At 49.3% G+C, this 26195-nt stretch carries 21 protein-coding genes; 10 read left to right on the top strand and 11 right to left on the bottom strand.

Translation table 11 applies throughout. The features are described from left to right. Positions 1-100: 100 nt before the first annotated feature. Together EZV61_RS09010 and EZV61_RS09005 are read left to right on the top strand one after the other, a co-directional pair. The gene (locus EZV61_RS09010) at positions 101-2299 is read left to right on the top strand and encodes a TonB-dependent receptor plug domain-containing protein (RefSeq protein WP_131415119.1); all 2199 of its coding nucleotides are present in this window, start codon (positions 101-103) and stop codon (positions 2297-2299) included. Between the two features lie 17 nt (positions 2300-2316). After that, entirely contained in the window at positions 2317-3123 is an 807-nt protein-coding gene (locus EZV61_RS09005; RefSeq protein WP_130567054.1) for an SDR family oxidoreductase, read from the top strand. A gap of 44 nt (positions 3124-3167) precedes the next feature. Here the strand turns inward: EZV61_RS09005 and EZV61_RS09000 are convergent, their stop codons facing one another. Continuing rightward, a complete protein-coding gene (locus tag EZV61_RS09000) occupies positions 3168-3686 on the bottom strand; it encodes a YbjN domain-containing protein (RefSeq protein WP_131415117.1) in 519 nt (172 codons plus the stop codon). 299 nt (positions 3687-3985) lie between these two features. On the opposite strand from EZV61_RS09000, the gene EZV61_RS08995 reads away from it, so the two are divergent. The 5 genes from EZV61_RS08995 (at position 3986) to EZV61_RS08975 (ending at position 7894) form a co-directional block, all read left to right on the top strand. Next, on the top strand, positions 3986-4192 hold the full coding sequence (locus EZV61_RS08995; protein ID WP_114338258.1) for a hypothetical protein: 207 nt from the start codon (positions 3986-3988) through the stop codon (positions 4190-4192). A 15-nt stretch (positions 4193-4207) separates the two neighbouring features. After that, a complete protein-coding gene (locus EZV61_RS08990) occupies positions 4208-4720 on the top strand; it encodes a PDZ domain-containing protein (protein ID WP_165569560.1) in 513 nt (170 codons plus the stop codon). A 111-nt stretch (positions 4721-4831) separates the two neighbouring features. Continuing rightward, positions 4832-5158 carry an antibiotic biosynthesis monooxygenase family protein gene (locus tag EZV61_RS08985; RefSeq protein ID WP_131415113.1) on the top strand — a complete coding sequence of 109 codons (327 nt, stop codon included), beginning with the start codon at positions 4832-4834 and terminating at the stop codon, positions 5156-5158. Positions 5159-5262: 104 nt separating this feature from the next. After that, on the top strand, positions 5263-7416 hold the full coding sequence (locus EZV61_RS08980; protein ID WP_131415111.1) for a cation:dicarboxylate symporter family transporter: 2154 nt from the start codon (positions 5263-5265) through the stop codon (positions 7414-7416). A gap of 22 nt (positions 7417-7438) precedes the next feature. Next, on the top strand, positions 7439-7894 hold the full coding sequence (locus EZV61_RS08975) for a methylglyoxal synthase (RefSeq protein WP_114338254.1): 456 nt from the start codon (positions 7439-7441) through the stop codon (positions 7892-7894). Positions 7895-7957: 63 nt separating this feature from the next. On the opposite strand, the gene EZV61_RS08970 is transcribed toward EZV61_RS08975, so the two are convergent. The 4 genes from EZV61_RS08970 to EZV61_RS08955 all read right to left on the bottom strand — a co-directional run bounded on the left by EZV61_RS08970 (position 7958) and on the right by EZV61_RS08955 (position 12692). After that, positions 7958-9001, bottom strand: a complete 1044-nt coding sequence (locus EZV61_RS08970; RefSeq protein ID WP_114338253.1) for a GMP reductase — start codon at positions 8999-9001, stop codon at positions 7958-7960. Positions 9002-9222: 221 nt separating this feature from the next. After that, positions 9223-10632, bottom strand: a complete 1410-nt coding sequence (pntB, locus tag EZV61_RS08965; RefSeq protein WP_114338252.1) for a Re/Si-specific NAD(P)(+) transhydrogenase subunit beta — start codon at positions 10630-10632, stop codon at positions 9223-9225. 11 nt (positions 10633-10643) lie between these two features. Then, positions 10644-12203, bottom strand: coding sequence for a Re/Si-specific NAD(P)(+) transhydrogenase subunit alpha (locus tag EZV61_RS08960; RefSeq protein ID WP_114338372.1), 1560 nt, complete (start codon positions 12201-12203; stop codon positions 10644-10646). 294 nt (positions 12204-12497) lie between these two features. Continuing rightward, positions 12498-12692, bottom strand: coding sequence for a hypothetical protein (locus EZV61_RS08955; RefSeq protein ID WP_114338251.1), 195 nt, complete (start codon positions 12690-12692; stop codon positions 12498-12500). Between the two features lie 180 nt (positions 12693-12872). Between EZV61_RS08955 and upp the strand changes: the two genes are divergently transcribed. Next, entirely contained in the window at positions 12873-13502 is a 630-nt protein-coding gene (upp, locus tag EZV61_RS08950; protein WP_114338250.1) for a uracil phosphoribosyltransferase, read from the top strand. Between the two features lie 61 nt (positions 13503-13563). On the opposite strand, the gene EZV61_RS08945 is transcribed toward upp, so the two are convergent. The 5 genes from EZV61_RS08945 to EZV61_RS08925 form a co-directional block, all read right to left on the bottom strand. After that, positions 13564-14784, bottom strand: coding sequence for a uracil-xanthine permease family protein (locus EZV61_RS08945; protein WP_114338249.1), 1221 nt, complete (start codon positions 14782-14784; stop codon positions 13564-13566). A gap of 139 nt (positions 14785-14923) precedes the next feature. After that, positions 14924-15415, bottom strand: a complete 492-nt coding sequence (locus EZV61_RS08940; RefSeq protein WP_165569559.1) for a cupin domain-containing protein — start codon at positions 15413-15415, stop codon at positions 14924-14926. A 117-nt stretch (positions 15416-15532) separates the two neighbouring features. Continuing rightward, complete coding sequence (locus tag EZV61_RS08935) at positions 15533-17950, bottom strand: putative bifunctional diguanylate cyclase/phosphodiesterase (protein WP_131415107.1); 2418 nt, start codon at positions 17948-17950, stop codon at positions 15533-15535. Next, positions 17947-18996, bottom strand: coding sequence for a polyamine ABC transporter substrate-binding protein (locus EZV61_RS08930; RefSeq protein ID WP_131415105.1), 1050 nt, complete (start codon positions 18994-18996; stop codon positions 17947-17949). Before EZV61_RS08930 ends, EZV61_RS08935 begins: the two co-directional genes overlap by 4 nt. A gap of 110 nt (positions 18997-19106) precedes the next feature. After that, a complete protein-coding gene (locus tag EZV61_RS08925; protein ID WP_131415103.1) occupies positions 19107-22556 on the bottom strand; it encodes an acyl-[ACP]--phospholipid O-acyltransferase in 3450 nt (1149 codons plus the stop codon). A gap of 132 nt (positions 22557-22688) precedes the next feature. Here EZV61_RS08925 and EZV61_RS08920 point away from each other — a divergent pair, with 132 nt between their 5' ends. Both EZV61_RS08920 and EZV61_RS08915 read left to right on the top strand, forming a co-directional pair. Further along, positions 22689-23420, top strand: a complete 732-nt coding sequence (locus EZV61_RS08920; protein WP_131415101.1) for a helix-turn-helix domain-containing protein — start codon at positions 22689-22691, stop codon at positions 23418-23420. Between the two features lie 133 nt (positions 23421-23553). Further along, positions 23554-25227, top strand: a complete 1674-nt coding sequence (locus EZV61_RS08915; RefSeq protein ID WP_131415099.1) for a FapA family protein — start codon at positions 23554-23556, stop codon at positions 25225-25227. 43 nt (positions 25228-25270) lie between these two features. Here EZV61_RS08915 and EZV61_RS08910 read toward each other — a convergent pair whose 3' ends face one another. Continuing rightward, entirely contained in the window at positions 25271-26140 is an 870-nt protein-coding gene (locus tag EZV61_RS08910) for an SMP-30/gluconolactonase/LRE family protein (protein ID WP_131415097.1), read from the bottom strand. Between the last annotated feature and the right edge of the window lie 55 nt (positions 26141-26195).

Here is a 26195-nt window from a genome sequence, read left to right as displayed (position 1 = left end):
TGACATTTCAACATAGTGACTGGTGGATATAGGAATTTGGTCGAATACTGGATTGTTAACAGGTCGTAATTTTTTTTCTGGGCGACTCTTTGAGGTATCTATGCCGAATCGTTCGACGCTTTCTCTAATTTGTGCAGCAATTCTTTTAGGGCAGCCAACCGCCTATGCCGAAGAAGATCCTCTTGATCTTGAAACGCTGTTTGAACTGGATGTATCGCAACTGATGCAGATCGGTGTTTCCGGTACCGCTTCAGCCACCCCAACCATTGAGCGGCTGGATCCGGCATCAGTCACCACCATCACCCAGCAAATGATCAATGATTCAGAAACACGCAGTCTGTTTGACCTACTGGAAGTATACGTACCCAACTTTCACTATCTGCCCCATCACTGGGAAGCTAAGCATATGGGAATGCGGGGGATAATGGGCGACAGAGATGACAAATATCTATTACTGGTGAATGGTCGGATCATGAATGAGCGCACCCACTTCGGTGCACTGTCAGAGCGTGACCTTCCCATGATGGGAGATATTCACCGTATCGATGTCATTCGCGGTCCGGGCTCTGTGGTGTACGGCCCAGGGGCGGTTTCTATGGTGATCAATATCCGCACCGAAAACTTCAACAACTATTCCGGCGATCAGGTTATCGCCAAAGTTGGCGCGGTAGAGGAGTTTCAATCTGTCGAAATTAAGAAAGGGATCCGCTTAGATGAAACCAGTGGTATCTACCTCTACGGCGGCATTAGTAATTACAAAGGCGCGGATCAAAGTGATTCACCTGTGGTATATGGCCTCAGTGACACAACGCCTTGGGGGGATGAATTGGTCGCCGGTGCCGACAGCAACCTGAATCACCCGAGAAACAACGCCCAACATCGCGATCTGCCGAAATTAAAGCTTCACCTCAACTACCAGAAAGAAAACTTTGATGCCTGGCTCCGCTACACCCGGGGTGGCGAGGAGATGCCCTGGAGTCATAAGGTGGTGCTGGAGTCACCTAACGGTTTTGCCCCTGCAGATCTGCAGCAGGAAGATCTCACCACCCAGAGTGTTGGTTATCAGCAGCTCACACTGACAATGGACTATAAAGACAAAATTGATGACACCTTGTGGGTAGACTACCGATTCAGCGCCGATAGCTTTGATTACGAACGCAAGTTATTTAATACCGATTTGCCAGACAATCCCCCAGAGAATCACCGCGAAGATGAATTTTTAGCATCTGTGATCGCCAGTTGGCTGCCCCTTCCCGATCACGCGCTCGCCATTGGCGGCACTGCGTCTTATGAGCGCTGGGGTAGAGAGAGTCCGGGTTATCCCGATGCCGATCCAGTTTCGTTTGTACTCGGAGAGATGCCTGAATGGGAAACCTACTCCTACGGCCTGATGATCGAACATCAGTGGACCATCAATGATCAGTTCACTAGCTTCCTGGGTTTACGGGTAGATGAAGATCAGTACACCGACAGTATGTGGTCTCCACGCGCCGCGCTAATCTACACCCCAACCGACATCGATACCGTCAAGCTGATCGCGAGTCGTTCAGTAAGAAAAAATAACGCCGAAGAGTTGCGCCTGCAGCATCAAGGTGGCGAGAACTCTGATCCAGAAGAGCTCAAAAGCATCGAGTTAGTTTATCAACGCCAGGCAAGTGGAGCACTCCTCTACAGTGCCAGTGCTTTTTTCAATGACATTGAAGTGATCGGTATCGATACCAATACCCTTCGCTCAGACAAAGTCGCAGAGTATCGCGTCGGTGGCTTAGAGCTAGAGCTGAGCTACCACACCGAAACCTGGGATATTCGCGCTTCCCACAGTTATACCAAGCTGTCCAGCTTTGACGCCGAAGAGGGAAAATCACAAAAGATCTCCGCCGAACCATTTGGCTATGGTGATGATCTGAGCCAATGGAGCAACCACATTTCCAAACTCGCCGCGAGTTGGCAATTTGATACGGCACTGAAGTTTAATGGCGCCTTACGGGTGTTTTGGGATTATCAAGGCTCCCAAGACTACATCGACTATACCGTGGATCAGCGGGCGGCCAGCGAAGATGGCAACAGCTCTTCAACAGCATTAACCGATCCGGGCTATACCGACAGCACAGATTGGGCTGTGTTTCTGGATCTCGGCGCTCACTATCAACTCGCCCCACAGCATTCAGTGTCACTGCAGGGATACAACTTAATGGGCCTGTTTGATGACGACTTCAATAAACGGCTCTATGTCATTAACGTCGGTAACTATCGCGCCGATGCAGCCTCATTTGCCTTGAACTATCGTTATGATTTTTAGCCATAGGAACATCCGCGATGCAGACAGCGCTCAATTTTACTAACAAGCATGTGGTTGTTATCGGCGGCACCAGCGGCATCAACCGCGGTATAGCGGAATGCTTCGCCCGGCTTCATGCCAACATCACGGTCGCCAGCCGGCAGCAACAAAAAGTCGATGATACGCAGTCAGCACTGCAAGCGCTCGGTGCCAAAACCTATGGGTTTTGTGCCGATGTCAGAGATATTGAGGCAATCGCCCAAGGCCTGCGCACCGCCCATGACCGCTTTGGTAGCATCGATGTTTTAGTTTCAGGCGCGGCGGGTAACTTTCCCGCTTTAGCGGAAAATATGTCAGCCAATGGCTTTAAGTCGGTAGTCGATATCGACCTTTTAGGTACCTTTCATGTGATGAAAGCCAGCTTTGAGCTGCTCACCAAGCCAGGTGCCAGTATCATCAACATTAGCGCGCCACAAGCTTACCTTCCCATGCCAGCACAACTGCATGTTTGTGCAGCCAAAGCCGGGGTCGATATGATCACTCGCACGCTGGCACTAGAGTGGGGAGAGTATGGCGTTCGTATTAACTCGATTGTTCCTGGCCCCATAGACGGTACAGAGGGGATGGAACGACTCGCCCCAACAGCAGCGATAAAGCAAAAAACCTGCGATGACGTGCCGCTAAAACGTCTAGGCACAGTGGAAGATATTGGCCATGCCTGCTGTTTTCTTGCTTCGCCCATGGCGAGCTATATCACGGGGGCAGTTATCCCAGTAGATGGCGGATGGTCGCAAAAAGGGTGTGGCAGTATGGGAGATGCGCTATCGCAACTGAGTCGGCGATAGCGCATTTACGCTCTCAATACGGAAGGCATTAAGAAACTGGAGTGCTAAACACCATTTTCACGCAGAAAGTTCTCAAATGCTGGGGCAGATGTATTAACAAACACCTTAATAAACTCAGAGACAATCTCTTCGTTGATACCACCATTAGCCATCAGGTCTGCTTCTAGGCCTGGATCATCATCACTATCCAAATAAGCACGAGACAAACGCTTTGTGCGATTCCATTCGTTCATCGCTGATGCGGTCAAGCGAATACCTGAGACACCAAAGTAGAGCTGAAGATCACCATCATCATAGAGCTGCAATACATAATTAGTACCATCATGGTTAAACACGATGCTACCACTTTCACGGACTTTAACCTCCTTGTAGCCTTGCTGCTTTAACAGCTGCTCAAGCTCGGCCAAAGAGAATCGAGACACCAATGTTGGTCCCATTGATTTCACCGCTTCTTGCAACACTTCTAGCGCAGCATTAACCTGGGTTTTACTTGGCGCAGCGCTTACTTGCGACATAGGTACCAGCAAAAACACCAGCACCAAAAATAACCTTTTGCACATCATTGATACCACTCCCTCGATGCAATATGAAAACAACGCACGCTCAGTAGAGCATGGTTGCTAGAAAACAGTTAAACGAAGATAAAGCATGATCGAGTCAAAACGAAACGCCCTATCTGCAATATATTCTGACATAAATTAGTAATTTATCCGCTACGATTGCGGATTTTCGCCGCGGCCTGTGTGAGAGATCTCTGAAACTCTAATAATCTACCGTTATTTTCTAGCTATATTCGACATGAAAAGCTATAAATAAAGAGCACGGATAGCGGTAACACTCATAACACAAGGAGTTAGTTATTATGAGTCTTTATTTAGTTGACGAGACCATCTCTCTGCTGAGAGAAACCTTTTCTAAAGTGAGTCCATCTGACCCATGGCCTTTACGTAATACCATGAGTCCCGACGATGTTCGCAATGTCATTCAAGAGTGCAACTCCCTCTACCATGCTGAGGGTTGCCAAGAAGTCACACTGAGTGATATCACCAACGGCTATATGTCCCGCTAAGCGCTGAGGCCTAACGTGCTTAACAGATACAAAATTATTGCAATTAGCCTTGCTGTGCTCGGTCTACTTGCCCATGCCTCGTCATCAGCAGATAGCGAAGTCAGGAAACAAGAGGCTGCGCCTTACGCCTTTTGGGGCGTCATTCTGCAGGGGCACTACACGGAAAAATTCAGGCAAAAGTACGACTTCAGTTTTCAGGGGGTGTTGGTCAACGGGGTGTCACACAATAGCCCTGCAGAACTCTCTCGTATTCATCCATGTGATGAGATCACTCATATCAATGAGCAATCTTTTCAAGATACCGATGCACTGATCCAATTTGTGCACAGTTTACCCGAAGATGAATATTTTCGCGTCACGTTACTCCGCGCCGGACGGCAACTCACCGTTGATAGTTTTATTCGCTATTTTGATCCTGCCAAAGGGGATGCCAGACGCTTGGAAGATAACTTTAGAAACAGCTTCGGTCAGGATCGTTGCGATCTCTCTCAACACCGTCGCCTACCAATAGAGTTCACAGCTCCCTAGCCTTCGCTCTCTCCCTGACGCTCAAATAGCTTTGTAATGCGTTGATCACATGACGAATTCGCTGAAAATGCTATGGTTAACTAGTCACCAGCCATTGAGAAGGAAGAACCCATGTTTATTGTCATTAATCGCTGGCAGTTAAAAGAAGGCAAAGAACAGCAGTTTGAGCAAGGTTGGGGCGAAATCATCCAACGTAATATGCTGCATTATGGTGCGCAAGGTTCCAGGCTTCATCGTGCCCACGACGGCAGTTGGATCTCCTATTCCGTCTGGCCGAGTGAAGATCATTGGCAAGCAGCCCATAGTATTGATGACAGCGACCAAGAAGCACGGCTAAAAATGGTTGATGCCATTATCCGTGTTTACCCACCACAAACCATGGTACCTATGCTCGATATGCTGCATGAAACGCAGCCAGAAATGGATTCGTTGGTCTAAGTTATACCCTAGGCAAAGCCATTATGTCGGCATCAACACAGGCAACTAACCACCATCAGCTTTGGCCAATACAGAGCAAGTAATTTTATGTCAAAGGAGAGGCAATGAAGTTCAAATTATCCCTATCCAGCCTTATTTTACTGGCGATGTTTGCGGGTATTGGCGTGGGCCTGTTCTTTGGCGAAATGGTTGGCTGGATGGAGTGGGTAGGAACGGGTGTGATCCTACTGATGCAGATGACCATCCTGCCCTATGTCACCGTTTCTTTGATCAGTGGCATTGGCAGGCTGGAAGGCAAAGCCGCCAAACTACTCTTTTCCCAAGCTGGGATCGTGATGCTGATTATCTGGGGTATGGCTTTGGTTGGCATCCTCGTATTACCGCTGGCGTTTCCAGAGGTCACCACCGCATCATTTTTTAGCACCTCAGTGATCACCTCGCCACCACCGGTGAATTACTACGATCTATATATTCCTGCCAACCCGTTTAAGTCGCTAGCGATTGGCGCTATTCCTGCGGTGGTCATCTTCTCCATTGCTCTGGGTATCTCTTTTATCAACATGGAGGGGCGAGAGCCCGTTATCGCCTTTATGGATGTGGTGGGCAAAGGCCTTTCTCGTGTCACCAATTTCATGGTGAAAACACTGCCTGTCGGCGTATTTGCTTCGGCAGCGGGAGCGGCAGGCACACTGACCGTCGATGAATTTGCCTCCCTTCAAGTGTTTCTCGTTGCCTACGCCCTGCTTTGCCTGGCGCTGAGTTTGTGGCTCTTTCCCGCCATGGTGGCGGCCATTACACCTTTTAGTTATCGCGAAGTCATGTCGTTATCGCGGGATTCATTAATCACGGCCTTTGCCACCGGCAACATTTTCATCGTATTGCCGGTACTTATCGAAGGTTCAAAAAAACTGTTTGCGGAAAAAAACCTAACTCGTGCCGATACCGATGGGAACCTCGATGTACTGCTTCCCATCGCATTCACCTTCCCTAATGCAGGCAAACTCACCGTTATCTTTTTCGTACTATTTTGCGGTTGGTTTACCGGTAAAGATGTCTCCATCACCGCTTATCCTATGTTAGCGATGAGTGGCTTATTAAGCCTGTTTGGCTCTGTTCATGCAGCGATCCCATTTATGCTTAACAGCCTGCAACTGCCCTCCGATCTTTATCAGCTGTTTTTGGTCTCCTCCTTTATTACCGGCAAATTTAACTCTTTAGTGGCGGTGATGCATTTGCTGATCTTTGGCCTACTGACCACGGCATTAATCCAAAAACAGTGGCTGGTTACCACAAGAGATCTACTCAAAGCGGGCGGCATGGTGCTCGCAGGCTTGGTGCTAATGATTGTCAGTGCCAGAATTATCTCAAGCGTTATTATCTCCGAGTCAGGCAACACCGCCGAGCTATTGGGAAATATGCGAGTGGTCAATGAAGTTTCGACAGAAATTCAAGATCAGTACCCTGATCTGTCCACCGCATCCGCACCAGCGGCTAATCTGCAAAGCATCATCCAACGTGGTGTCCTCCGTGTGGGTTACCTGCCCAACAACGCGCCATTTACTTACTTCAATCAGCAAAATAAATTGGTAGGGTTGGACATTTCATTGATCAATACCTTTGCGCAAGAATTAGGCGTAGAGATTGAGCTGATCCCTTACGATCCAAAGCGCCTAGATATCACCCTAAACCAAGGGCATATCGATATTGCGATATCCGGTATCGCCATGGATGCCACCTTAATGGGCAAGATGAACTTCACCGACCCCATACTGCAGCTGCATTTAGCTTTAGTCGCGAAAGACTATCGCTTGAAAGATTTTTCTACCGTACAGAAGCTCCGAGAGGCAGGAGAACTGAAAATAGCCATGGTTGGTCAAGAGAAACTGGCCGAGCGGATCCAAGCGGCGCGCCCAGATATAACCCTATTCCAACTGACTAATTACCAAGCCTATTTTGAACAACCGAAAGAGATATACGATGCGCTACTGATATCGGCGGAAGCAGGTTATGCCTGGAGCATGCTCTACCCTGACTATGGCGTCATCTTGCCTGAAGGCACGGATTACGAATTCCCTATGGCATTCGCGACCGCTAGGGGTAACTACAGTATGCTGGTCTATCTCAATAGCTGGATAACCTTGAAAAAGACCGAAGGACTAATCGAGCAAGAATACGAATTCTGGATTTTAGGCAAAGGTGCCAAGGAAGATAGGCCTAGATGGTCAGTCATCCGCGACTATCTGGGTTGGGTTAACTAGCAAACATTGCTTACGGAGCACTATGCAAACCACGCAACGTACATTACCGGCGAAAAAACGCTTAGCACTTGTTGCTCATGATCATATGAAGCAGCAGTTAATTGCTTGGTCTGAAGCTCGACGTGAGCAACTCAGTCAACATCGTTTGTTCGCTACAGGTACCACTGGCGCACTGCTCGCGCAGCAACTAGACCTCCCCATCCAGTGCCTGCTGAGCGGTCCCATGGGTGGAGATCAGCAGCTCGGCGCGCTGATCGCTGAAGGCAAGATAGATATGCTGGTATTCTTCTGGGATCCCTTGGATGCAGTTCCTCACGATCCCGATGTCAAAGCCCTGCTAAGACTCGCTGCGGTATGGAACATCCCTGTTGCCACCAACAGAGTCACCGCCGACTTTCTGCTTGATTCTAAACATATGAATCAAGCTTATGAAACCAGCATCCCTGATTACGCCAATTACCTAAAAGGGCGGACATAATATTCACCCCAAAAAACAAAAAAACCGGACATTGTCGTCCGGTTTTTTTCTGAGGCAATCGGTCTATTCTTTACCAAATACCTGATTTTCTTGCTCTTGCACACGAATAAAGGTCATACGTTTGGTCAGCTCTTTTAACTGCCGGGCACCAACATAAGTACAGGCACTCCGCACGCCACCCAGAATATCCTTCACCGTGGCATCTACTGGGCCACGATAAGGCACGCTAACCGCTTTACCCTCTGAGGCTCGATACTCGGCAACACCGCCCGCATGACGCTGCATCGCCGTTGCACTGCTCATGCCATAAAACTGCTTGTACTGCTTACCGTCACGCTCAATGAGATCACCACCTGACTCATCATGCCCAGCAAACATACCCCCAATCATGACAAAATCGGCACCGCCGCCAAATGCCTTGGCCACATCGCCGGCACATGAACAACCGCCATCTGACACGATTTGCCCGCCCATGCCATGAGCCGCATCGGCGCACTCAATCACGGCGGACAGTTGCGGATAGCCAACACCTGTCTTCACTCGGGTGGTGCACACAGAACCAGGACCAATACCAACCTTAATGATATCGGCTCCTACTAGGATAAGCTCTTCAACCATTTCGCCGGTCACCACATTACCCGCCATAATGGTGATGTCTGGGTAGCTTTCTCTCACGCGGCGAACGAAATCAACAAACGCCTCAGCATAGCCATTTGCCACATCAATACAGACAAATTGAAACTCTGGATGCTGCTTTAACAGTTGTCCAAGCTTTTCAAAGTCAGCCTTAGAAGTTCCAGTGCTCACCATGATGTAGTTAAAGATAGAGGCATCGTTCTCAGCGATAAATGCAGCCCACTCTTCCACCGTGTAGTGCTTGTGGATCGCAGTCAGCATCTGATGCTCTGCTAACGCTCGCGCCATCTCAAAAGTGCCGACCGTGTCCATATTGGCAGCCACTACAGGCACACCTGTCCAGGTACGACCGCTATTGTGAAAACGGTAGGTACGCACTAATTCGACTTCGGAACGACTTTTGAGTGTTGAACGCTTAGGGCGGATAAGGACATCCTTAAACCCCAACTTGATATCAGATTCAATGCGCATACTAAAACCTCTGGTGAGAAAACAAACCGGCGGACTTTAGCAAAGAGTAGCAGCTTAAAAGATTGCGTCAGGACAAAAAATAGCGATATAGCCCAACAACAAGTAACCAAAGGCAATTAAGCATTGCGACATTAGGACAGAGCTCGACGTATCGCTACGGCCAAAAAGCAGAAAAGGAGCCGATAGCTCCTTTTCTTATTCATTCATCTACACACTATGTTTTATAGTGCTTTCAGAATGTTATCCACACTGGCTTTGGCATCGCCAAACAACATCTTACTGTTGTCGTTAAAGAACAGTGGGTTCTGTACGCCAGCATAGCCTGTGGCCATAGAACGCTTGAATACCACAACATTCTCCGCTTCCCATACGTGTAGCACCGGCATACCAGCAATTGGGCTGCCTGGCTCACGCGCCGCAGGGTTCACGGTGTCGTTCGCACCAATCACCAACACCACATCTGTATCGGAGAAATCATCGTTGATCTCATCCATCTCCATCACGATGTCATAAGGCACTTTGGCTTCTGCCAACAACACGTTCATGTGTCCTGGCAAGCGCCCTGCCACAGGGTGAATACCAAACCGCACCTGGATGCCTTTTTCACGCAACTTCTTGGTGATATCAGCAATAGGATACTGAGCTTGTGCTACCGCCATACCGTAACCAGGAGTAATGATCACGCTCTTGGCACTCTTCAGCATGTCGGCCACATCCTCGGCATTGGTTTCATGGTATTCGCCCACTTCCTCATCGCCAACGACAGTGCCACCATCGGTACCAAAGCCGCCCAAAATCACGCTGATAAAGGAGCGGTTCATCCCTTTACACATAATGTAAGAGAGGATCGCACCAGAGCTACCCACTAAGGCGCCGGTGATAATCAACAGATCGTTAGAGAGCATAAATCCGGCTGCTGCTGCCGCCCAACCTGAATAAGAGTTCAGCATAGACACAACAACTGGCATATCTGCGCCACCAATGGCTGCAACCAAGTGGTAACCAAATACAAACGCAATAAAGGTCATGATCAGTAAGGCGATGATATTGCCACTGTCCATGTACCATGCACCCAAACCGATAGAGGCGATCACCATCGCCAGATTGATAAAGTGCTTACCAGGTAAAGAAAGTGGCTTGCTGCTCATCACACCATGCAACTTACCAAAGGCAACAATCGAACCGGTGAAGGTCACTGCACCAATAAAGATACCAAGGAAGACTTCGACATCATGGATCGTCTTTTCAACACTGGTCTGGGTCAATGCTTGAGCAACCGCAGCAGCACTGCCTGGCTCAGGGTGAGATGCAATAGCACTAGAAAAGCCGACTAATACCGCAGCTAAACCAACGAAGCTATGTAAGATCGCCACTAACTGTGGCATCTCGGTCATCTCGACTTTCAACGCTAAAACAACGCCGATAGCCGCACCAACCAGCATCGCACCTGTCAGCCAGGTGATCCCGCTGATCTCGACACTAGCAAAGGTAGCCACGATAGCAATCAACATACCGGCAATACCATAAAGGTTACCGGCCTTGGCAGTTTCGTGCTTACTTAAGCCCGCAAGTGCCATAATGAACAGAACGGCTGCAAACAGATACGCAGCAACTAACAAACCTTGTGACATGCGTTATCTCCTCAGTCGCGCTGGAACATTTTCAACATGCGTTGCGTGACGGTGAAGCCACCAACAATGTTGATCGTCGCGATTAAAATGGCAAAGCCCGATAGCGCTAGGATCAGCGGACTATCGGAATTCATCTGGACCAAGCCACCAACAATGATGATGCCGGAAATAGCATTCGTCACACTCATCAACGGCGTGTGTAAGGCATGGGCGACGCCCCAAACCACGTAGTATCCCACCACACAGGCAAGAACAAACACGGTAAAGTGTGCCAGAAAATCGCTCGGTGCATTCTGAGCAACCCAACCAAACAGTCCGGCACCCACTGCAAGCATGGCAGGCTTAAGCCAAGGCTTAGGTTTTGCCTCTTCCACAGGCTCCGGCGCAGCCACTTCTGCTGCAGGCTGTTGTGGCTGAGCACTGACCTTAATGGGTGGCGCAGGCCAGGTAACTTCACCCGCTTTGGCAACGGTGACGCCACGCAGGACTTCATCGTCGAAGTTAATGTCGATATTGCCGTCTTTTTCCAAGCACAGCAGCTTCATCAAGTTCACCAGGTTGGTGCCATAAAGCTGACTGGATTGTGCCGGTAGGCGCGATGGAATATCGGTATACCCGATGATAGTGACGTCATGCTTGACGACCGCTTCACCAGGCTCAGTTAATTCACAGTTACCACCGGTCAGTGCAGCCAAATCAACGATGACTGAGCCTGGCTTCATTGATTCGACCATCTCAGCCAAAATCAATTTAGGTGCCGGACGACCAGGAATAGCGGCAGTGGTGATGATAATATCAACTTCAGCGGCCTGCTCAGCGAACAGTTTCATTTCCGCTTCAATAAACGCCTTAGACATCTCTTTGGCGTAGCCATCACCGGCACCAGTATCTTCTTCTTCATAATCGAGGCGTAAGAATGTACCGCCCATCGATTCGATCTGCTCAGCTACTTCAGGGCGAGTATCAAATGCACGTACTTCAGCCCCCAAACTGCCCGCAGCACCAATCGCTGCCAACCCAGCAACACCAGCACCAATCACCAACACTTTGGCCGGAGGAACTTTACCTGCTGCCGTTATCTGACCAGTAAAGAAACGGCCAAACTCATGGGCCGCCTCAACCACAGCACGATAGCCTGAGATATTCGCCATGGAGCTCAAAGCATCCAATGACTGAGCACGGGAGATACGAGGCACACTGTCCATCGCTAACAGATTGATATTTTTCTCTGCTAACACTTTCAGGCGATCTTCGTTCTGAGCTGGCCAGAAGAAGCTAATCAGAGTCTGCTCTGGTTTTAACAACTCGGCTTCGTCGTTGCCGGTTGCCGGATCAACCATAGGCGGATTGACTTTAAATATAATATCCGCACCACGCCACAGCGCCGCTGTGTCGGTGATTACTTCAACACCTGCCGCACTGTATGCGTCATCGGTAAAACTTGCCGCCGCACCGGCACCCGCTTCAATAGCGAGTTCAAAACCCAGTTTCTGCAGCTTCTCAGCAGTATCTGGCGTCAACGCTACGCGTTGTTCACCTGACATCACTTCTCGTGGCACACCGATTTTCATAGCCATGAAAACCTCCTGAACAATCGTTACAATCCCGTAGAAAGACGCGATATAAACCGACCATTTGGTCACTGTTTATTCGCATTTTTTAGTTTATATGCAAAAAATCTGAATATTTATACACTCAGGAAGGAAATTTTCCTACCATTTTTACTAGAAAACGCTAAAAAACAGCATTTTCTGAAAATTTATTACAGCGCACTCTAACGCCCACGCCTCTGCAATCAAACTAGACCAGTCCGGCAGTCTATTCATTACGTGGTAATTGGGGGCAGTAACGCCCCCAAATGTAGATTACAGGCAGAAGCCGTAATCAGCCGCTTCAGGCTTCACGCACATGCCATATCCCGTCGTACAATCAGTGTCGACTGCACAACGCTGTTTTTCCTGCTTAGCCGCAGGAGCAGGCTCAGCCGCTGCTTCAGGCTCTGAACTTGCGCAAGCCGCTAACATGCCAACCATCATCAACATAGCCAGTAGTTGTTTCATTTCAATCTCCGTGTGCTAACAAAATCAAAACACGGCAACGCCGTGACCGCTTCCAAAGTGTAGACGGCTGACGCAGGATACATAGCCAATGAGATGATTGTCTTGGGTAAAATCAAAATGACAGCAAAGCAACTATGCTATTAACTGTACTGGTAATCATTATTCTCCGGAGATGCTGCAATGGCAGTCTATGAAATCCAACATCCTTTGGTAAAACATAAATTGGGTCTGATGCGGGTGCGTGACATCAGCACCAAACACTTCCGCGAACTTTGTGGTGAGATCGGCACTTTACTCACCTATGAAGCCACCCGACACCTGGAAACAGAAACCATTGATGTTGAAAGCTGGAGCGGCGAGAGCGTGCCAGTGACAAATATCAAGGGCAAAAAGATCACCTTGGTACCTATTTTGCGCGCCGGACTCGGCATGTTAGATGGGGTCATTAGCCTGCTCCCCAATGCCAAAGTGAGTGTCGTCGGTCTATACCGAGATGAAGAAACCCTTGAGCCTGTGGCTTACTTCGACAAAATTGTCGCCGATGTACCTGAGCGCACAGCACTGATCCTAGACCCTATGTTGGCAACAGGCGGTACGCTGATCGCCACAATTGACCTGCTAAAGCAGAAAGGCTGCACCCAGATCATGGGGCTGTTCTTGGTTGCGTCGCCAGAGGGGATTGCCAAGCTTGAAGCTGCCCATCCAGATGTAGATATCTATGTCGCGTCGGTCGACGAGTACCTCAACGATAAGGGCTATATTATGCCTGGCTTAGGCGATGCCGGAGATAAGATATTCGGCACCAAATAAGTTTTCTGAACAATAAAAAAACCGCCTGAGGGCGGTTTTTTTTATTCCTGCAAGCGACAGATTACTTCGCTGCAGATTTCTCTTGCGGCAACACGAGGTTAAGAAGGATAGCCACGATACCGCAAAGCCCTACCCCTTTAAGCGTAAAGTCGCCCGCGCTGATGCTCATTCCACCAATGCCAAAGACGAGCGTAATTGACACGATAGCTAAGTTACGCGCTTTCGCTAGATCCACCTGACTACGCACCAGGGTATTCATCCCAATGGCTGCAATAGATCCGAATAACAGACAAAGAATACCACCCATGACAGGTACTGGGATGGTCTGCAACAAGGCACCGGTTTTGCCGACAAAAGCCAAACCAATAGCAAAACAAGCCGCCCAGGTCATAATGACGGGATTATAAGATTTAGTCAGTGCCACCGCACCGGTACACTCGCCATAACTAACCACTGGCGGCCCACCAAAACTGGCTGCAGCCATAGTAGCCAAACCATCGCCCAACAAAGAACGGTCAATACCCGGTTTTTCGACGAAGTTCTTTCCGGTCACGTTGCTTATCGCCAAAATGTCGCCAAAATGCTCGACCACGACAATCAATCCCACTGGCGCAATCAACAAGATGGCCCGCCAGTCGAAAGACGGCGTGGCAAAATCAGGGGCCGCGATCCAAGGCGCTGCACCGACAGGAGTAAAATCAACGACGCCCAGCGCCAACGACAGCAGATAGCCCACCACTGCGCCCGCGATAATCGGCATCAGCTTTAACAAGCCTTTGGCATAAACCGCCACACCAACCGTCGTTAGCAAGGCCACCGATGAGATAATCAGCGCTGTATCGAGTTCAATCAATTGCACTGCGCCATCGCCGGTTTTACCCAAAGCCATGTTCACAGCAACAGGCGCAAGCGCCAAACCTATCACCATGATCACCGGACCAACGACCACTGGCGGCAGCAGCTTTTCGATGATCTGGATCCCACGTAATCGAACGAGCGCACTGGCAAGGACAAACACCAAACCGGCCGCCATCAAACCGCCCAATGTCGCGGACAAACCGAATTGGGAAATGCCCAGTTGAATAGGAACAATAAAAGCGAACGAACTACCAAGAAAAATCGGGATCTGACGCTTGGTGCATAACTGGAAAATCAGCGTACCTACACCCGCTCCTAATAAGGCGATATTCGGTGATAAACCCGTAAGGATAGGCACCAATACCAGCGCACCAAACGCGGTCAGTAATATTTGTGCCCCGAGCAGAGGCAAAGTGAAGTTCATAACGCATTCCTAGTTAACAAAACCGAACGACCTTAACAAATTTGCTACCTAGCCTACTTGAGATAAGTCAGATTGCCAGCATTAGCAATACGTTTACGAAAGAGGTGAGCGCTAAGAAAGTACTAATTCGCTAGCCCGCTTACCCTTTAACACAAACACTTACCACCCGCGCTCCTTCACTTCCAGCTAACGCCGCATGGGACTGACCTAACCGAATGAAGTGCATATCGCCTGGCATTAGGGTCCGCTCCGTACAACCGCCCTCAGCATCTTCCACGGAAATCTTCAATGTACCTTCCAGCAGATAGTAGATCTCTTCCTTATCGCTATGCTGATGCTGTCCAATACTTGCCCCCGGTTCCATATAGAAATCAGCAAACATGTTGATACCCGACTCGGATATCCCTTCCGCTTTGTTGCCATCTTCACTTAACAACCATTTAGTCCAAACCCGCCCTTGGCCCTGCCGATAATCACTATACTCGGCGTTACTATGGCAAGGCTCATACTTCACAGTCGCCACCTCGTCACCCTGTTTAAATACCACAGGCCCTATCTCGCGATGATAAACAGGGGGTTCCTCTTGCTGATGAAATTCCTGTTCGGTATAGACGTGTCTGGACAGTTTCATAGAACCTCGGCGACCAAAAATCATAGGGAAATGAGTATACATTTAACTCAACAGCACTCACATTAAGCGCCAAACAGATCAAAAAGAGCAAGATCCGAGCAACGGCTTTTGACGACGTTAACCTTTGCCGCTTAGCAACTCTAAAAGCTGGTTAAAACTCATCGGCTTATAAAGGTAGTACCCTTGAATAAAATCACATTTTTCGCTGTTCAAAAAGTCTAGCTGTTGCTGATTTTCGACGCCCTCGGCGGTAACTGAGAGGTTGTAGGCATGGGCAAACTCCAGCACTATTTTGGCTACCCCAGGGGTATCTGCGGGCTGCTTCAAACCAATCTCAGCAGTATGAGTCCGATCAAGCTTGAGCTTTGTTACCGGCAGTTGGCCTAGATGCGCAAGGGATGTATAGCCGGTACCAAAATCATCCAGTACTAAGCCAACCCCAAGTTTCTTCAATGCATTGGCATTCGCCAAAAAGCGGTCGTCCAAATCAGCGGTCGCGGTTTCCGTGATCTCAATCTCAACTTGCTTAGGTGGTAACGCCATCGCCGAAACAACACCGGAAATGAAATCTGCCAATCCGGGTTGTTGCAGGTGGGTATTTGACACATTAACGGACATGGAAAACGTAGAGTTTTGCTGAGTTTTTAGGATCTCAGCCAATGACAGGCAAGCATGCTCAATCACCCAACGATCAATCGCATAGATCAACCCCGACTGTTCAGCCACTGGAATGAACTTGTCTGGCCCGACACGGCCTAAACTTTCGCTTTGCCATCTCAACAATGCCTCTGCGCCGGCAATGAGTCCAGTTTTGCTACACACATAGGGTTGAAAAAACAGTTCAAATTCATCCAGCTCTAACGCCGTCGTCAACGCTCTTTCAATCACCTCTTTTTCTAACAGGTATTCAGCGATCTGCTGGCTAAACACCTGATACTGAGCACCACCTTTTAGCTTCGCCTGCTGTTTTGCAGCTTCAGCCAATTTCTGTAATTCCGCCACAGTCTCTGTGTGTTGCGGACTTGCAGCAATACCGATAGAGACTTGTAGATATACCTGTCCAGCACCCACAACCACAGGATCCGCTAACGCCGTGACCAATTGCTCAGCCAACGATTCAGCCAGCTCAAGATTGGCATGGAACAACAAAATCGCAAATTCATTACCAGCGGTGCGCGCAACGTAACTCCGATGATCAATCAGTTCGTCAAATGGAGGCTTAGCCATCATCGATTGCACTAGTTCACTTAGGCTCTTCAGTATTTGATCGCCCCCTTTGTCCCCATGGGTCTCGTTCAAATGTTTGAACCTATCAATATCGAGGATCAACAGAGCCATCTTACTTTCTAACCCTTCCCCCAAGGAACGTTGCAAAACCAGGCGATTGTTGAGTCCCGTAAGACGATCTGAGTACGCGACTTTTTCCAGCGCCATCTTCGCTTGCCGCACTGATGTCACCATATCAGCAAAGCTATTATTGAGCTCCGCAAGCTCATCCCCTCCCTTGGAAGGGGGAACATCTTCGTCTATCCCCTCCTCCACGCCACGAATACGCTGTCTGATCATCATCAACGGCGTTACCACCGTACGCTTGATCGCCCAGCGCAACAGAATAAACAGCAACAGGAAAGTAACTAATAACAGCAAGATAACGCGCCATAAATACGCGTTGGCATCTTGATTTTCGATGCTCTCTGACACCATCGCGATAGAGATGGAGTCCCCTGAAGTTAACTGCGAGACCAGTTGAAACTCACCAATATTATCCAGAATCAATGACTGACCACGGATCAATCTCTGTTCGAGTTGTTGGAAAAGATCAGCATTTCCCACCTGCCAAGGCATCGAGGAGGGTCCAAAGATGAAACGCCGTTCACGATCAAAAACTAGCAGAGCTATCCCCTGCTTAAGATAGAGCTCTTCAATCGCATCAGCGACATCTAAGCGATCGACTTCAGCAACTAAGGTATAAAGCTCACCGCTTGCCGCTGGCGACTGGCTGGTTCTGATCAATGAGGGGGAAAAACGCTCTGCTAATCTGAAAGTCAACGCGCCATGATTATTTCTCAGTTCGGAATCAACATGACTATGTGGGTAGGCCTGCAGCCGTTGCAACAGGGCAAGATTAGCATTATCGACATCAGCAAACGGGTCAACATTCTCCCCCACCATAATGAGCTGCTGATGCTCAATGTCATAAAGAGAGATACGCTTAAAACTACTGAGCTCCCTGGTCAGCTCATCCAAAGCAAACATCAACCGCGGCTTTAGGCTCACTTCACGCAACTTTGCATTACTGGTAAAGAGATAATCATCCATCTCACCGATTTTGGAGATGGCTCTTAACTGGGCGATCTCAAGCTCTAGCCGCTGGTTGCCCTGCCGAACCCAATTTCGATGCTGCAGCTCCACCTGTTGCCGAACTGCCTGCCTGTCATCTTGCAGCAAAAACCAATACTCAACCACAGACAACACAGAGACGGTCAGAAACAGACTGGGCAGAATAATCAGCAGAAATTTTGACTCTAACTTCATCGTATAACCGACAGCAGTATGCGCGAGCGCAGATCACTCGATGCTGACACATCACCATAATATTCACTTTGTTCCCGCACATCAGCGGGAAGATAAATATCGGTGTTATCGAGCAGAGTTTTCGGCAGGAATGATTTTGCGCTCTCAACGGGCGTGGCATAGCCAGAGTCTTCACTCAACCAAGCGGCATATTGAGGCGTTAGCAACAACTCAAAAAACTGGTTGATCGCTGGTTCTTGCTCTGAGCCACTCAACATGGCTAAGCAATCGGTCCAAACAGCACTCCCCTCCTTAGGTACTACATATTGCCAATCTTCATGCCCGGTAAGTTCTATCAAGGTATCGAGGTCACCGTTATATAACATTGTCGCCACCAGCTTCTCTTTGCCCTCCTCCTGTTCCACCACATCCAATGGGTTGGCGTACGCCAGCACGCCTTGCTTTTGCTGTTGCAGCAGAAGATAGGCTTGCCGCAACTGCTCAGGATCATTGCTATTGATCGAGTACCCAGCAGCCTTTAATGCTGGGATTAATAGCTCAGTCGCATCGGGCAACATCACAATGCCACCTTTGAGTGATTGCTCCGGTCGCAACAGATCTAACCAACTATCTATCGCAGACGACACTTTTGAACGGCGATAAGCAATGCCCAAACTACCCCAAAGGTAGGGCACACCATAGTTGTGGCAAGCATCGGCAAACACCGCAGGCACTTGTTTCTCCACCAAGGCTGCAACGCGCTGACTCAACGGCGCAATAATCCTTGCGGCGGCATAGCTTTCTATCGATTGATTGTCGATCACCGCTATATCGAACTCTTTTCGCCGCCCGCCAAACAACACACGATCTCGTTCCTCGTCACTTTCAAAATAGAGTTCATGGATCTCGCGCCCGCTGACCTGTCGATAATGGTTAAACAGACGCTCAGAGCTATAGTATTCCCAGTTGTATAGTTTGAGCGGGGCGGTGGCGGTGGCGGTGGCGGTGGCACAAGGTAACCAACCGACCACGGCAAAGATCAACAAAAGTCGCAGGAGACGTATCATCAAACACCACAGCGGCCATGAATTTGTAGCTAAGTGTAATCAAAGAAAGGGAAAAGTGCGCAGCATTGCGCTGCACACTTACATTTAGATTGCGCAGGAGTTGCACCAGATCACATGGCGACAGCGAGCGCTTTCACCTGTTGATAATCGATCTTGCCGCTACCAAGCGTGGGAAGCCCATCAACCTTGATCACCGCAGCGGGTAAAAACAGATTATTCAGTTCACCGGTTTTGCATTGTTGCCGCAGCTCGGTAAGCGAAATATCCTGATCAACTAACACCACCAAGCGTTCCCCTTTGCGTTCATCAGCAATCGCGACGACCGCTAGAGAAAGCTCAGGGAACTGCGGCGATAACAACTCGCTTAAGCTCGTTTCTACAGCACTTAAACTCACCATTTCACCGGCGATTTTGGCAAAGCGAGAGTAACGATCAACCACAGTGAGAAAACCGTCTTCATCTAACCACCCCTTATCACCAGTCTTATACCAACGGATCCCATCGATCTCGACCACGGCATCGGCGGTGCGCTCTGGATCATTCAGATACCCTTTCATCACCTGCGCTCCCCCAATCAAGATCAGACCCGCTTCTCCTTGTGGTAACAGTGCCAGTGAATCTGGGTCGACAATGCGGAAGCTGCTACCCGGTAACGCCATGCCGACAGTGCCCGGCTTATTTCCCTTCTGCACTGTCCAGTAGCGGGTATCCAGTTGATCTGGAACATTCACACTGGCAACCGGGGTTGTTTCAGTGGTGCCATAGCCTTCGACCACCTGCTGCCCATACTTGTTCTGAAAACCATCTCGTACCGCTGAGTCTAAGCGCTCTGCCCCGGACACCACCAGACGCAGTGAACTGAGCATCAACGGGTGGGATTGGCGACTGTTGGTCATCAAACGCAATATGCTCGAAGTAGCGCAGTACAATGTTGCGTCATAACGGGCTATCGCCTTGCTTATCCTGCTCACATCCGTGGGGTCAGGATGAGACACCAACGGGATCCCTTCAACCATTGGCATCAGCGTGGTCACAGTCAGGCCAAAGGCATGAAATAACGGCAAGGAGCCCATCATCACATCCGAGTCCTGCGTGTTAAGCAGATCAGATACCTGCTTAATGTTAGCCATCAAATTACGGTGGCTCAGCTTCACCCCTTTCGGCGAGCCTTCACTCCCTGATGAGAACATTATCGCTGCGGTACGCTCCACATCAATCTTCGACACAAACAACCACTGCAACAGGCTAATCGGCAGTGCGGTGACCAGCAACTGGCGCCAGATCACCGACCACGGCGATACCTTAGCAAACAGATCTTCCAGATATATAACATGCAACGAAGAGAACAGCGCTTCGACGGCAAAGCCGCGCTTTTCTAGCTTTTTAACGAAGCGTTTAGAGGTCACCACCAGATCTAGGTCGGCATTGGTTATCGCGCCCTCAAGGGCGCACAGCGATGCGGTATAATTCAAATTGACGACAGCCTTGGCACGCATCAGCAGAGCCATATTAGCCAATGCGCCACCATTGCTGGCCGGCAGCAAAACACCCACCCGACGTTTTTTGCTCTGAGATGCCAGGCGGTTAGCCAATAAGTGGGTAACAGCCAACGCACGTCTACCTGATAATGAGTTACCATCACTGTCGGTGAGTAACGTGTTGCCGCCGACACGGCTTGCCGTTCTTACCCAAGCAGCAGGCACCGACGGCAACGCCTTGGTGTAATGTTCCCAAGCTTGTACCGACAGTTCAGATACCCTGCGCTTAAGCTCATCCGGTGTTGTAGTGATCGCCATTGGCAAGCCAAAACTTACCACCACATCACGGCGACGTCCCTGCTCTCGGTTACTTCTTAACTTGGCACTGGCACGACTAAAACGACTCCCCCATAACCCGCGCAGATAAAATGGCAAGATCTTAACATCGGCATTGGCAAGCGCAGCAGCTTTGGTATAACCATGCTTAAACTCGGCCAACTGACCATTGCGACTAATGGTTCCTTCGGGAAACAAGCACACCACCTCCCCTTGATTAAGCAGTTCGGCGATCCGGGCAACCGATTTCCGATAATCACCAGAAGCGATCGGCACGACGTCAAACAAGCGGAAAAACCAATTCAGATACCAACGCTGATATATGCTCTTTTCCATCACAAAACGCACCGGGCGTGGCGAAGCTATCTGCACGATTGCCCAATCAATCCAACTAATGTGGTTACCCAGCATCAGGACGCCACCTTGTTCCGGGATATGCTTAAAACCATCTACGCGCAAGCGATATCCCCGAGTTGCGATAATCGCTAACAGGTACCGCACTAAAGACTGCGGTAGCTTCCACATGGTGTACAACGCACCCAAACTGGCGACAGCACATAGCAGCCAGATCAATGCTGCACCATCGATCCCGACCATCGCCAGTAACACGGTCATCACCAGGAAGCTCAACATCCCCACGTTTTGCACAAAATTGTTTCCAGCCAAGATGCGACCACTCTCATGCTCTGGGGCATGGAACTGGATCAGGGCATTGAGCGGGATAATGAACAGGCCACCAGCCACACCAATCAAGATAAAGACCAATGCAAAGCTAACTGTAGAGCTGATAAGAGGGATTAAAAATAGTCCCAGCGCCACACCAACTGCACCTAAAGGAATGATCCCCGTTTCAATATGGTGCTTAGACACGCGACCAGCCAATAACGATCCCAACATGATCCCGATACCGGTGCACGCTAATAAGCCTTGGATCACCACGGTGTTATCTTCCGACAACACCGACTTTGCAAACGCTGGAAACGCGGCCAACATCACCTGTGATACCGCCCAAAATACAGTTAAGCCGATGATCGATAGCCAAATCACCGAGTTGCGGGAGACGGTGGTCAGATTCTCTTTCAGGTAGGTACCACGGCGATACGCTTTGATATCAAAAGACATCTTGCTGTCGACAGGCTGAGTTTGTGGCAAACGGTAGGCCATCAGCAACTCGATCACCGACAAGGCAACTAAACTCCAGCCTAACGGCGCAATAGTCATTAAGATATGACTGGTATCATCCACGGGCTGATCAACAAGGTAGCCCTCAAACAGAATTGAGTAAGCGAAAATTCCGCCCAAAATACTGATCGTCGTGATCGCTTGCACCACACCATTGCCTCGAGCCAACCTATCTTTCCCTAGTAGCTCTTTGATATAGCCATACTTCGCTGGCGAATAGATCGCGCTTTGCAAGGCCAATAGAAAAGTCATGGCGAATGCCACCCAAAACCAGCCAAGGTAATAGCAAGCGGTGATCGCCAAGGTGATCCCGACTGCGGCCCAGGCACTCATCTGCATCACCCGCTGTTTCGGATACTTGTCTGAGATAAATCCAGATGGTGAAAATAGCAAAATGAATGGTAGTAATATCAGGGCATTAATGATTGCAGTGAGGATCACTTGTGAACTGCCGTCGTAGGTTTTAAAGATAGTATTTTGGATCACTATCTTATGCCCGAGATCGACAAACGCGTTTAAAAACACCATCACCAGATAGGGTAGGTACCCTTTCACCTTCAACATTGTCTACTCCATGTAGTCTTAATTGCGCCTAAGACTATTGAAAACAGGAACCATTCGATACCAAAAACTGATTATTCGCATAATAGTCAACCCAAGGTATTATTAATCAATACCAAATAGCGAATATCATTTATGAGCCAAGTAAAAAAGATCCATCAGGCGCTGAAACTAGCACTGAAACAAAAAACAAAAACCTATCGGGATGTGGCTGAGTGTTTAAACCTTTCCGAAGCATCAGTGAAGCGCCTGTTTGCAACAGCAGGCTTTACCCTAAAGCGAATCGATAAAATTTGCGAATGGCTGGGAATAGATTTCGTCGGCTTAGTTGAATTAATGGAGCAGCAGCAACCAAAACTGAATGAACTCAGTCATGCTCAGGAACAGCAGTTAATCGACGACTCAATGCTCCTTCTGGTGGCAATAAGCGCCTTAAATTATTGGCAGTTTGATGAGATCCTTCGCCACTATGAGCTCTCGGCCACTGTCTTGATCCAAAAACTGGCGACACTTGATCGTATGGGAATATTAGAGCTACTGCCGGGTAACCGGATCAAATTGATTGTGGGTAACAACTTCAAATGGCAAGCCAGAGGCCCGATCCAAACATACTTCCGATCACGAGTAGAACAAGAATTTTTTCACCATGATTTTAATGATGACAGCAGTGAGATGGTGTGCCTCAATGGCATGATGACTGACGACGCTTTAGCGCAGTTAATGCAAGCACTGGAAAAACTGTCAGAACAGTTTAACGAGCTCAATCACGTTCAGAGGAAACTGCCAATTGCTGACCGCCACGGTACCACCTTGGTGCTAGCGTTAAGACGCTGGCAATTCAGTGCCTTTGCTGACTTTCGCAAGTAAAAAGGCAGCGTAAAGTTAGCGGCACCATCAATTAAGCGGTATTTTTGCCAGCTTGGTCGCGATTTAGTCACTCCGAACTGGATCAAGCGCATTGACATCAGTAGCTTATACTTGAGGAAAGCAGTGCGGTAAGATGATGTTTAGAGCAACGCAAGATAATAGTCAGGTTGAGTGGGTTGTTGATGATCCAACAAGTGCCCCTCTTCCTTCGCTTGAACAACTCAAAAAGGCATTTTCAGAATCGCCTTATGCCAGCTATTGCTTTCTTGAAGGCGTATTTGAAGAAGCATTAACCCAACTCGCCGTTGCCGCTACCGCCAGCGCCGCTACAACAGAAGCTCTCGTTTTTATCATCGCTGAACGTAAAGACGCACAGATCCGCGTCGTTGTTAGCGACGATCAGATGATGGCAGGCATTGAGGTCATTGGTGCATTTGGTGGGAAGCAACTGGATCTTGAAGCGCTGCAATATGCGCTTGCAGCCAACAGTGTGACCTTTGGGATCCACGAGAAGAAGTTAGCAAAGATCGCCACCCATTTACAATCATTAGCGCCCGGAGATGTTTTCCAGGGAGTGGTCGCTAATGGCACGCCGCCAAAAGCGGGCAGTGATGGCGTTATCAAGCAATTAGCCAGAACAGCAAAAGATCGAATACTCCGCCCAAAAGAGAAAGAAGACGGTACCGTAGACATGCGGGATCTTGGTGATCTGGTCACGGTTGCCGAAGGAACACCTCTGATGGAGCGTGTTCCAGCAACAGAAGGGGCAAGCGGCACCGACGTCTGTGGCAAACCTATACCGCCCGAGCCAGGTAAACAGCCTGCATTATCATCAGGTAGCGGTACGCGCTTTAATCCAGCAAACCCCCACCTATTAGAATCGTCACGAGAAGGCGTGCCTGTAGAAATAGAAAACGGCATGATGGTGGACGATGTCCTTGTCATCAACCAAGTCAATGTCACCACAGGCCATGTCAGATTTAAAGGCTCTGTGATCATCGAAGGTGATGTAGGTGAAGGCATGGTCGTCGAAAGTGGCGGTGACATTACCGTTGGCGGGGGAGTCAGCTCTGCCACACTGGACGCTGCTGGTAGCATCACCATCAGCAAAGGGATTATTGGGCGCCCCATCGATCATGATGAGATAGACAGTGGCAGTCACCATGCCGATAGCATGAACTGCCACATCACTGCGAAGTTAGATGTTGCGGCAAACTTTGCCCAGTACGCCGCAATTAATACCGGTAGAAATATCACTCTCACCAGACAAGCAAGTCATTGCGACATTAGATGCTTACACACCTTAACGCTTGGCAGCGAAGACAATCCACGAGGACGCCTGCTTGGGGGGATCGCCAAAGTCGGTGAACAGGTAAAAGCAGGGGAAATAGGTACCGCCGCTGGGGCAAAAACAGAGATCGATATGTCGATACTGTTTGTGGTCATGAAACAACAGATGCAGGAATCATCCCGCGCGCTGAAACGTTCAGCCGAGAATGTCATCGAGGCCGCCAGTCAGATTAAACAATTAAAAAAAGCAGAAAAGCCTGAGCTGTTACCTGAGTTGAAAAACGCCGTAGCGCGGTACAAGTCAAGTAAAAAGGAGAATGCGGAGCTGCAGCAGGAGGTCGAGCACTATCGGAAAGAGGTCCTGCGATTACAAAAAAGCTGCCAAGTGTCAGCAGCCAGCAAACTACACTCTCGGCTAACCGTGCAATTTGGTAAACAGCGGGTCACCAGCGAGCGTGACTATGGCCCATCGATAATAAAAATGACCGATGAAGGTTTGCAGATATCCCCCATCTAAAGCTCGGCGGCCAGTAGCCTACTCTCTGGCCGCACAAAATCTATCAGCCTTTAAATTTCGGCTCGATTAACCCTGTTACCGGTAAGTTCACCGAAAACAGGCTCCCCGACAGCGGGTACTGCGCTTTTTCTGGCGCATAGTCTGTGTCCGCAGTGGTAATAAACAGGGTGTTCATTGACTCACCACCAAACGCCACCATCGTTGGGTTTTTCGCTGGCACTGTGATGGTATTGACGACTTTCCCCGCTGGACTGATACGAACCACCCGGCCGCCACCATATAAAGCACTCCAATAGTAGCCCTCGCTGTCAACCGCGGCACCATCAGGGCGGCCAAAGCCATGGGGAAATCGAATAAACTCGCGTTGATTACTCACCGCCCCAGTCACCACATCATAATCACAGGCGAATACCACATGCCTTGGCGTATCAGAGTAATACAGTGTCTTGCCATCAGGACTGAAAGCCAGGCCGTTAGAGGTCCAGTTGTTACCCACCAGCTTGCGCACCGACAGATCCAGATCCAAGGTATAGTAATGACCACTATAAGCATCTTTGTTCGGATTTAATGTACCAGCTAAAAAGCGTCCAGCAGGATCACAGCGGCCATCATTAAAACGCTGATGCGGCTTATCTTGTTCGGGATCGGCAATCGGGGTAATGCCCCCCGCCAGAGAGTCGATAGTCACAAAGCCAGATCTTAGACCAGCGACAAAGCCCCCCTTTTCTCTAACCGCGAAGCAGCCGATCTCTTCGTCCAACTGAAGGTAACTGTCTTGCCCGGTTTTCGGATCAAAGGCGTGCAGGCGCCCCGCATCGATATCAACCCAAAACAAGCGCTGCTGCTCCGGATCCCAACGCGGACACTCGGCCAGTTGTGCGCAATTAGCCAGCGCCGTGATCACTTCACTCATCCCTTCACTCCCTCAGTTTACCGATAACATTTTGCAGCCGCACACTATAGCCCAG

It is taken from the genome of Corallincola luteus (assembly GCF_004336975.1).
In the GTDB taxonomy this organism is placed as follows: Bacteria; Pseudomonadota; Gammaproteobacteria; order Enterobacterales; family Neiellaceae; genus Corallincola; species Corallincola holothuriorum.
This window is presented reverse-complemented; position numbering and strand designations above follow the sequence as displayed.

What these genes read in the sequence shown, in the direction of transcription:
- EZV61_RS09010 (WP_131415119.1), top strand. Translation starts at nt 101, where the DNA reads ATGCCGAATCGTTCGACGCTTTCTCTAATTTGTGCAGCAATTCTTTTA.
- EZV61_RS09005 (WP_130567054.1), top strand. Translation starts at nt 2,317, where the DNA reads ATGCAGACAGCGCTCAATTTTACTAACAAGCATGTGGTTGTTATCGGC.
- EZV61_RS09000 (WP_131415117.1), bottom strand. Translation starts at nt 3,686, where the DNA reads ATGATGTGCAAAAGGTTATTTTTGGTGCTGGTGTTTTTGCTGGTACCT.
- EZV61_RS08995 (WP_114338258.1), top strand. Translation starts at nt 3,986, where the DNA reads ATGAGTCTTTATTTAGTTGACGAGACCATCTCTCTGCTGAGAGAAACC.
- EZV61_RS08985 (WP_131415113.1), top strand. Translation starts at nt 4,832, where the DNA reads ATGTTTATTGTCATTAATCGCTGGCAGTTAAAAGAAGGCAAAGAACAG.
- EZV61_RS08980 (WP_131415111.1), top strand. Translation starts at nt 5,263, where the DNA reads ATGAAGTTCAAATTATCCCTATCCAGCCTTATTTTACTGGCGATGTTT.
- EZV61_RS08975 (WP_114338254.1), top strand. Translation starts at nt 7,439, where the DNA reads ATGCAAACCACGCAACGTACATTACCGGCGAAAAAACGCTTAGCACTT.
- EZV61_RS08970 (WP_114338253.1), bottom strand. Translation starts at nt 9,001, where the DNA reads ATGCGCATTGAATCTGATATCAAGTTGGGGTTTAAGGATGTCCTTATC.
- pntB (WP_114338252.1), bottom strand. Translation starts at nt 10,632, where the DNA reads ATGTCACAAGGTTTGTTAGTTGCTGCGTATCTGTTTGCAGCCGTTCTG.
- EZV61_RS08960 (WP_114338372.1), bottom strand. Translation starts at nt 12,203, where the DNA reads ATGAAAATCGGTGTGCCACGAGAAGTGATGTCAGGTGAACAACGCGTA.
- EZV61_RS08955 (WP_114338251.1), bottom strand. Translation starts at nt 12,692, where the DNA reads ATGAAACAACTACTGGCTATGTTGATGATGGTTGGCATGTTAGCGGCT.
- upp (WP_114338250.1), top strand. Translation starts at nt 12,873, where the DNA reads ATGGCAGTCTATGAAATCCAACATCCTTTGGTAAAACATAAATTGGGT.
- EZV61_RS08945 (WP_114338249.1), bottom strand. Translation starts at nt 14,784, where the DNA reads ATGAACTTCACTTTGCCTCTGCTCGGGGCACAAATATTACTGACCGCG.
- EZV61_RS08940 (WP_165569559.1), bottom strand. Translation starts at nt 15,415, where the DNA reads ATGAAACTGTCCAGACACGTCTATACCGAACAGGAATTTCATCAGCAA.
- EZV61_RS08935 (WP_131415107.1), bottom strand. Translation starts at nt 17,950, where the DNA reads ATGAAGTTAGAGTCAAAATTTCTGCTGATTATTCTGCCCAGTCTGTTT.
- EZV61_RS08930 (WP_131415105.1), bottom strand. Translation starts at nt 18,996, where the DNA reads ATGATACGTCTCCTGCGACTTTTGTTGATCTTTGCCGTGGTCGGTTGG.
- EZV61_RS08925 (WP_131415103.1), bottom strand. Translation starts at nt 22,556, where the DNA reads ATGTTGAAGGTGAAAGGGTACCTACCCTATCTGGTGATGGTGTTTTTA.
- EZV61_RS08920 (WP_131415101.1), top strand. Translation starts at nt 22,689, where the DNA reads ATGAGCCAAGTAAAAAAGATCCATCAGGCGCTGAAACTAGCACTGAAA.
- EZV61_RS08915 (WP_131415099.1), top strand. Translation starts at nt 23,554, where the DNA reads ATGATGTTTAGAGCAACGCAAGATAATAGTCAGGTTGAGTGGGTTGTT.
- EZV61_RS08910 (WP_131415097.1), bottom strand. Translation starts at nt 26,140, where the DNA reads ATGAGTGAAGTGATCACGGCGCTGGCTAATTGCGCACAACTGGCCGAG.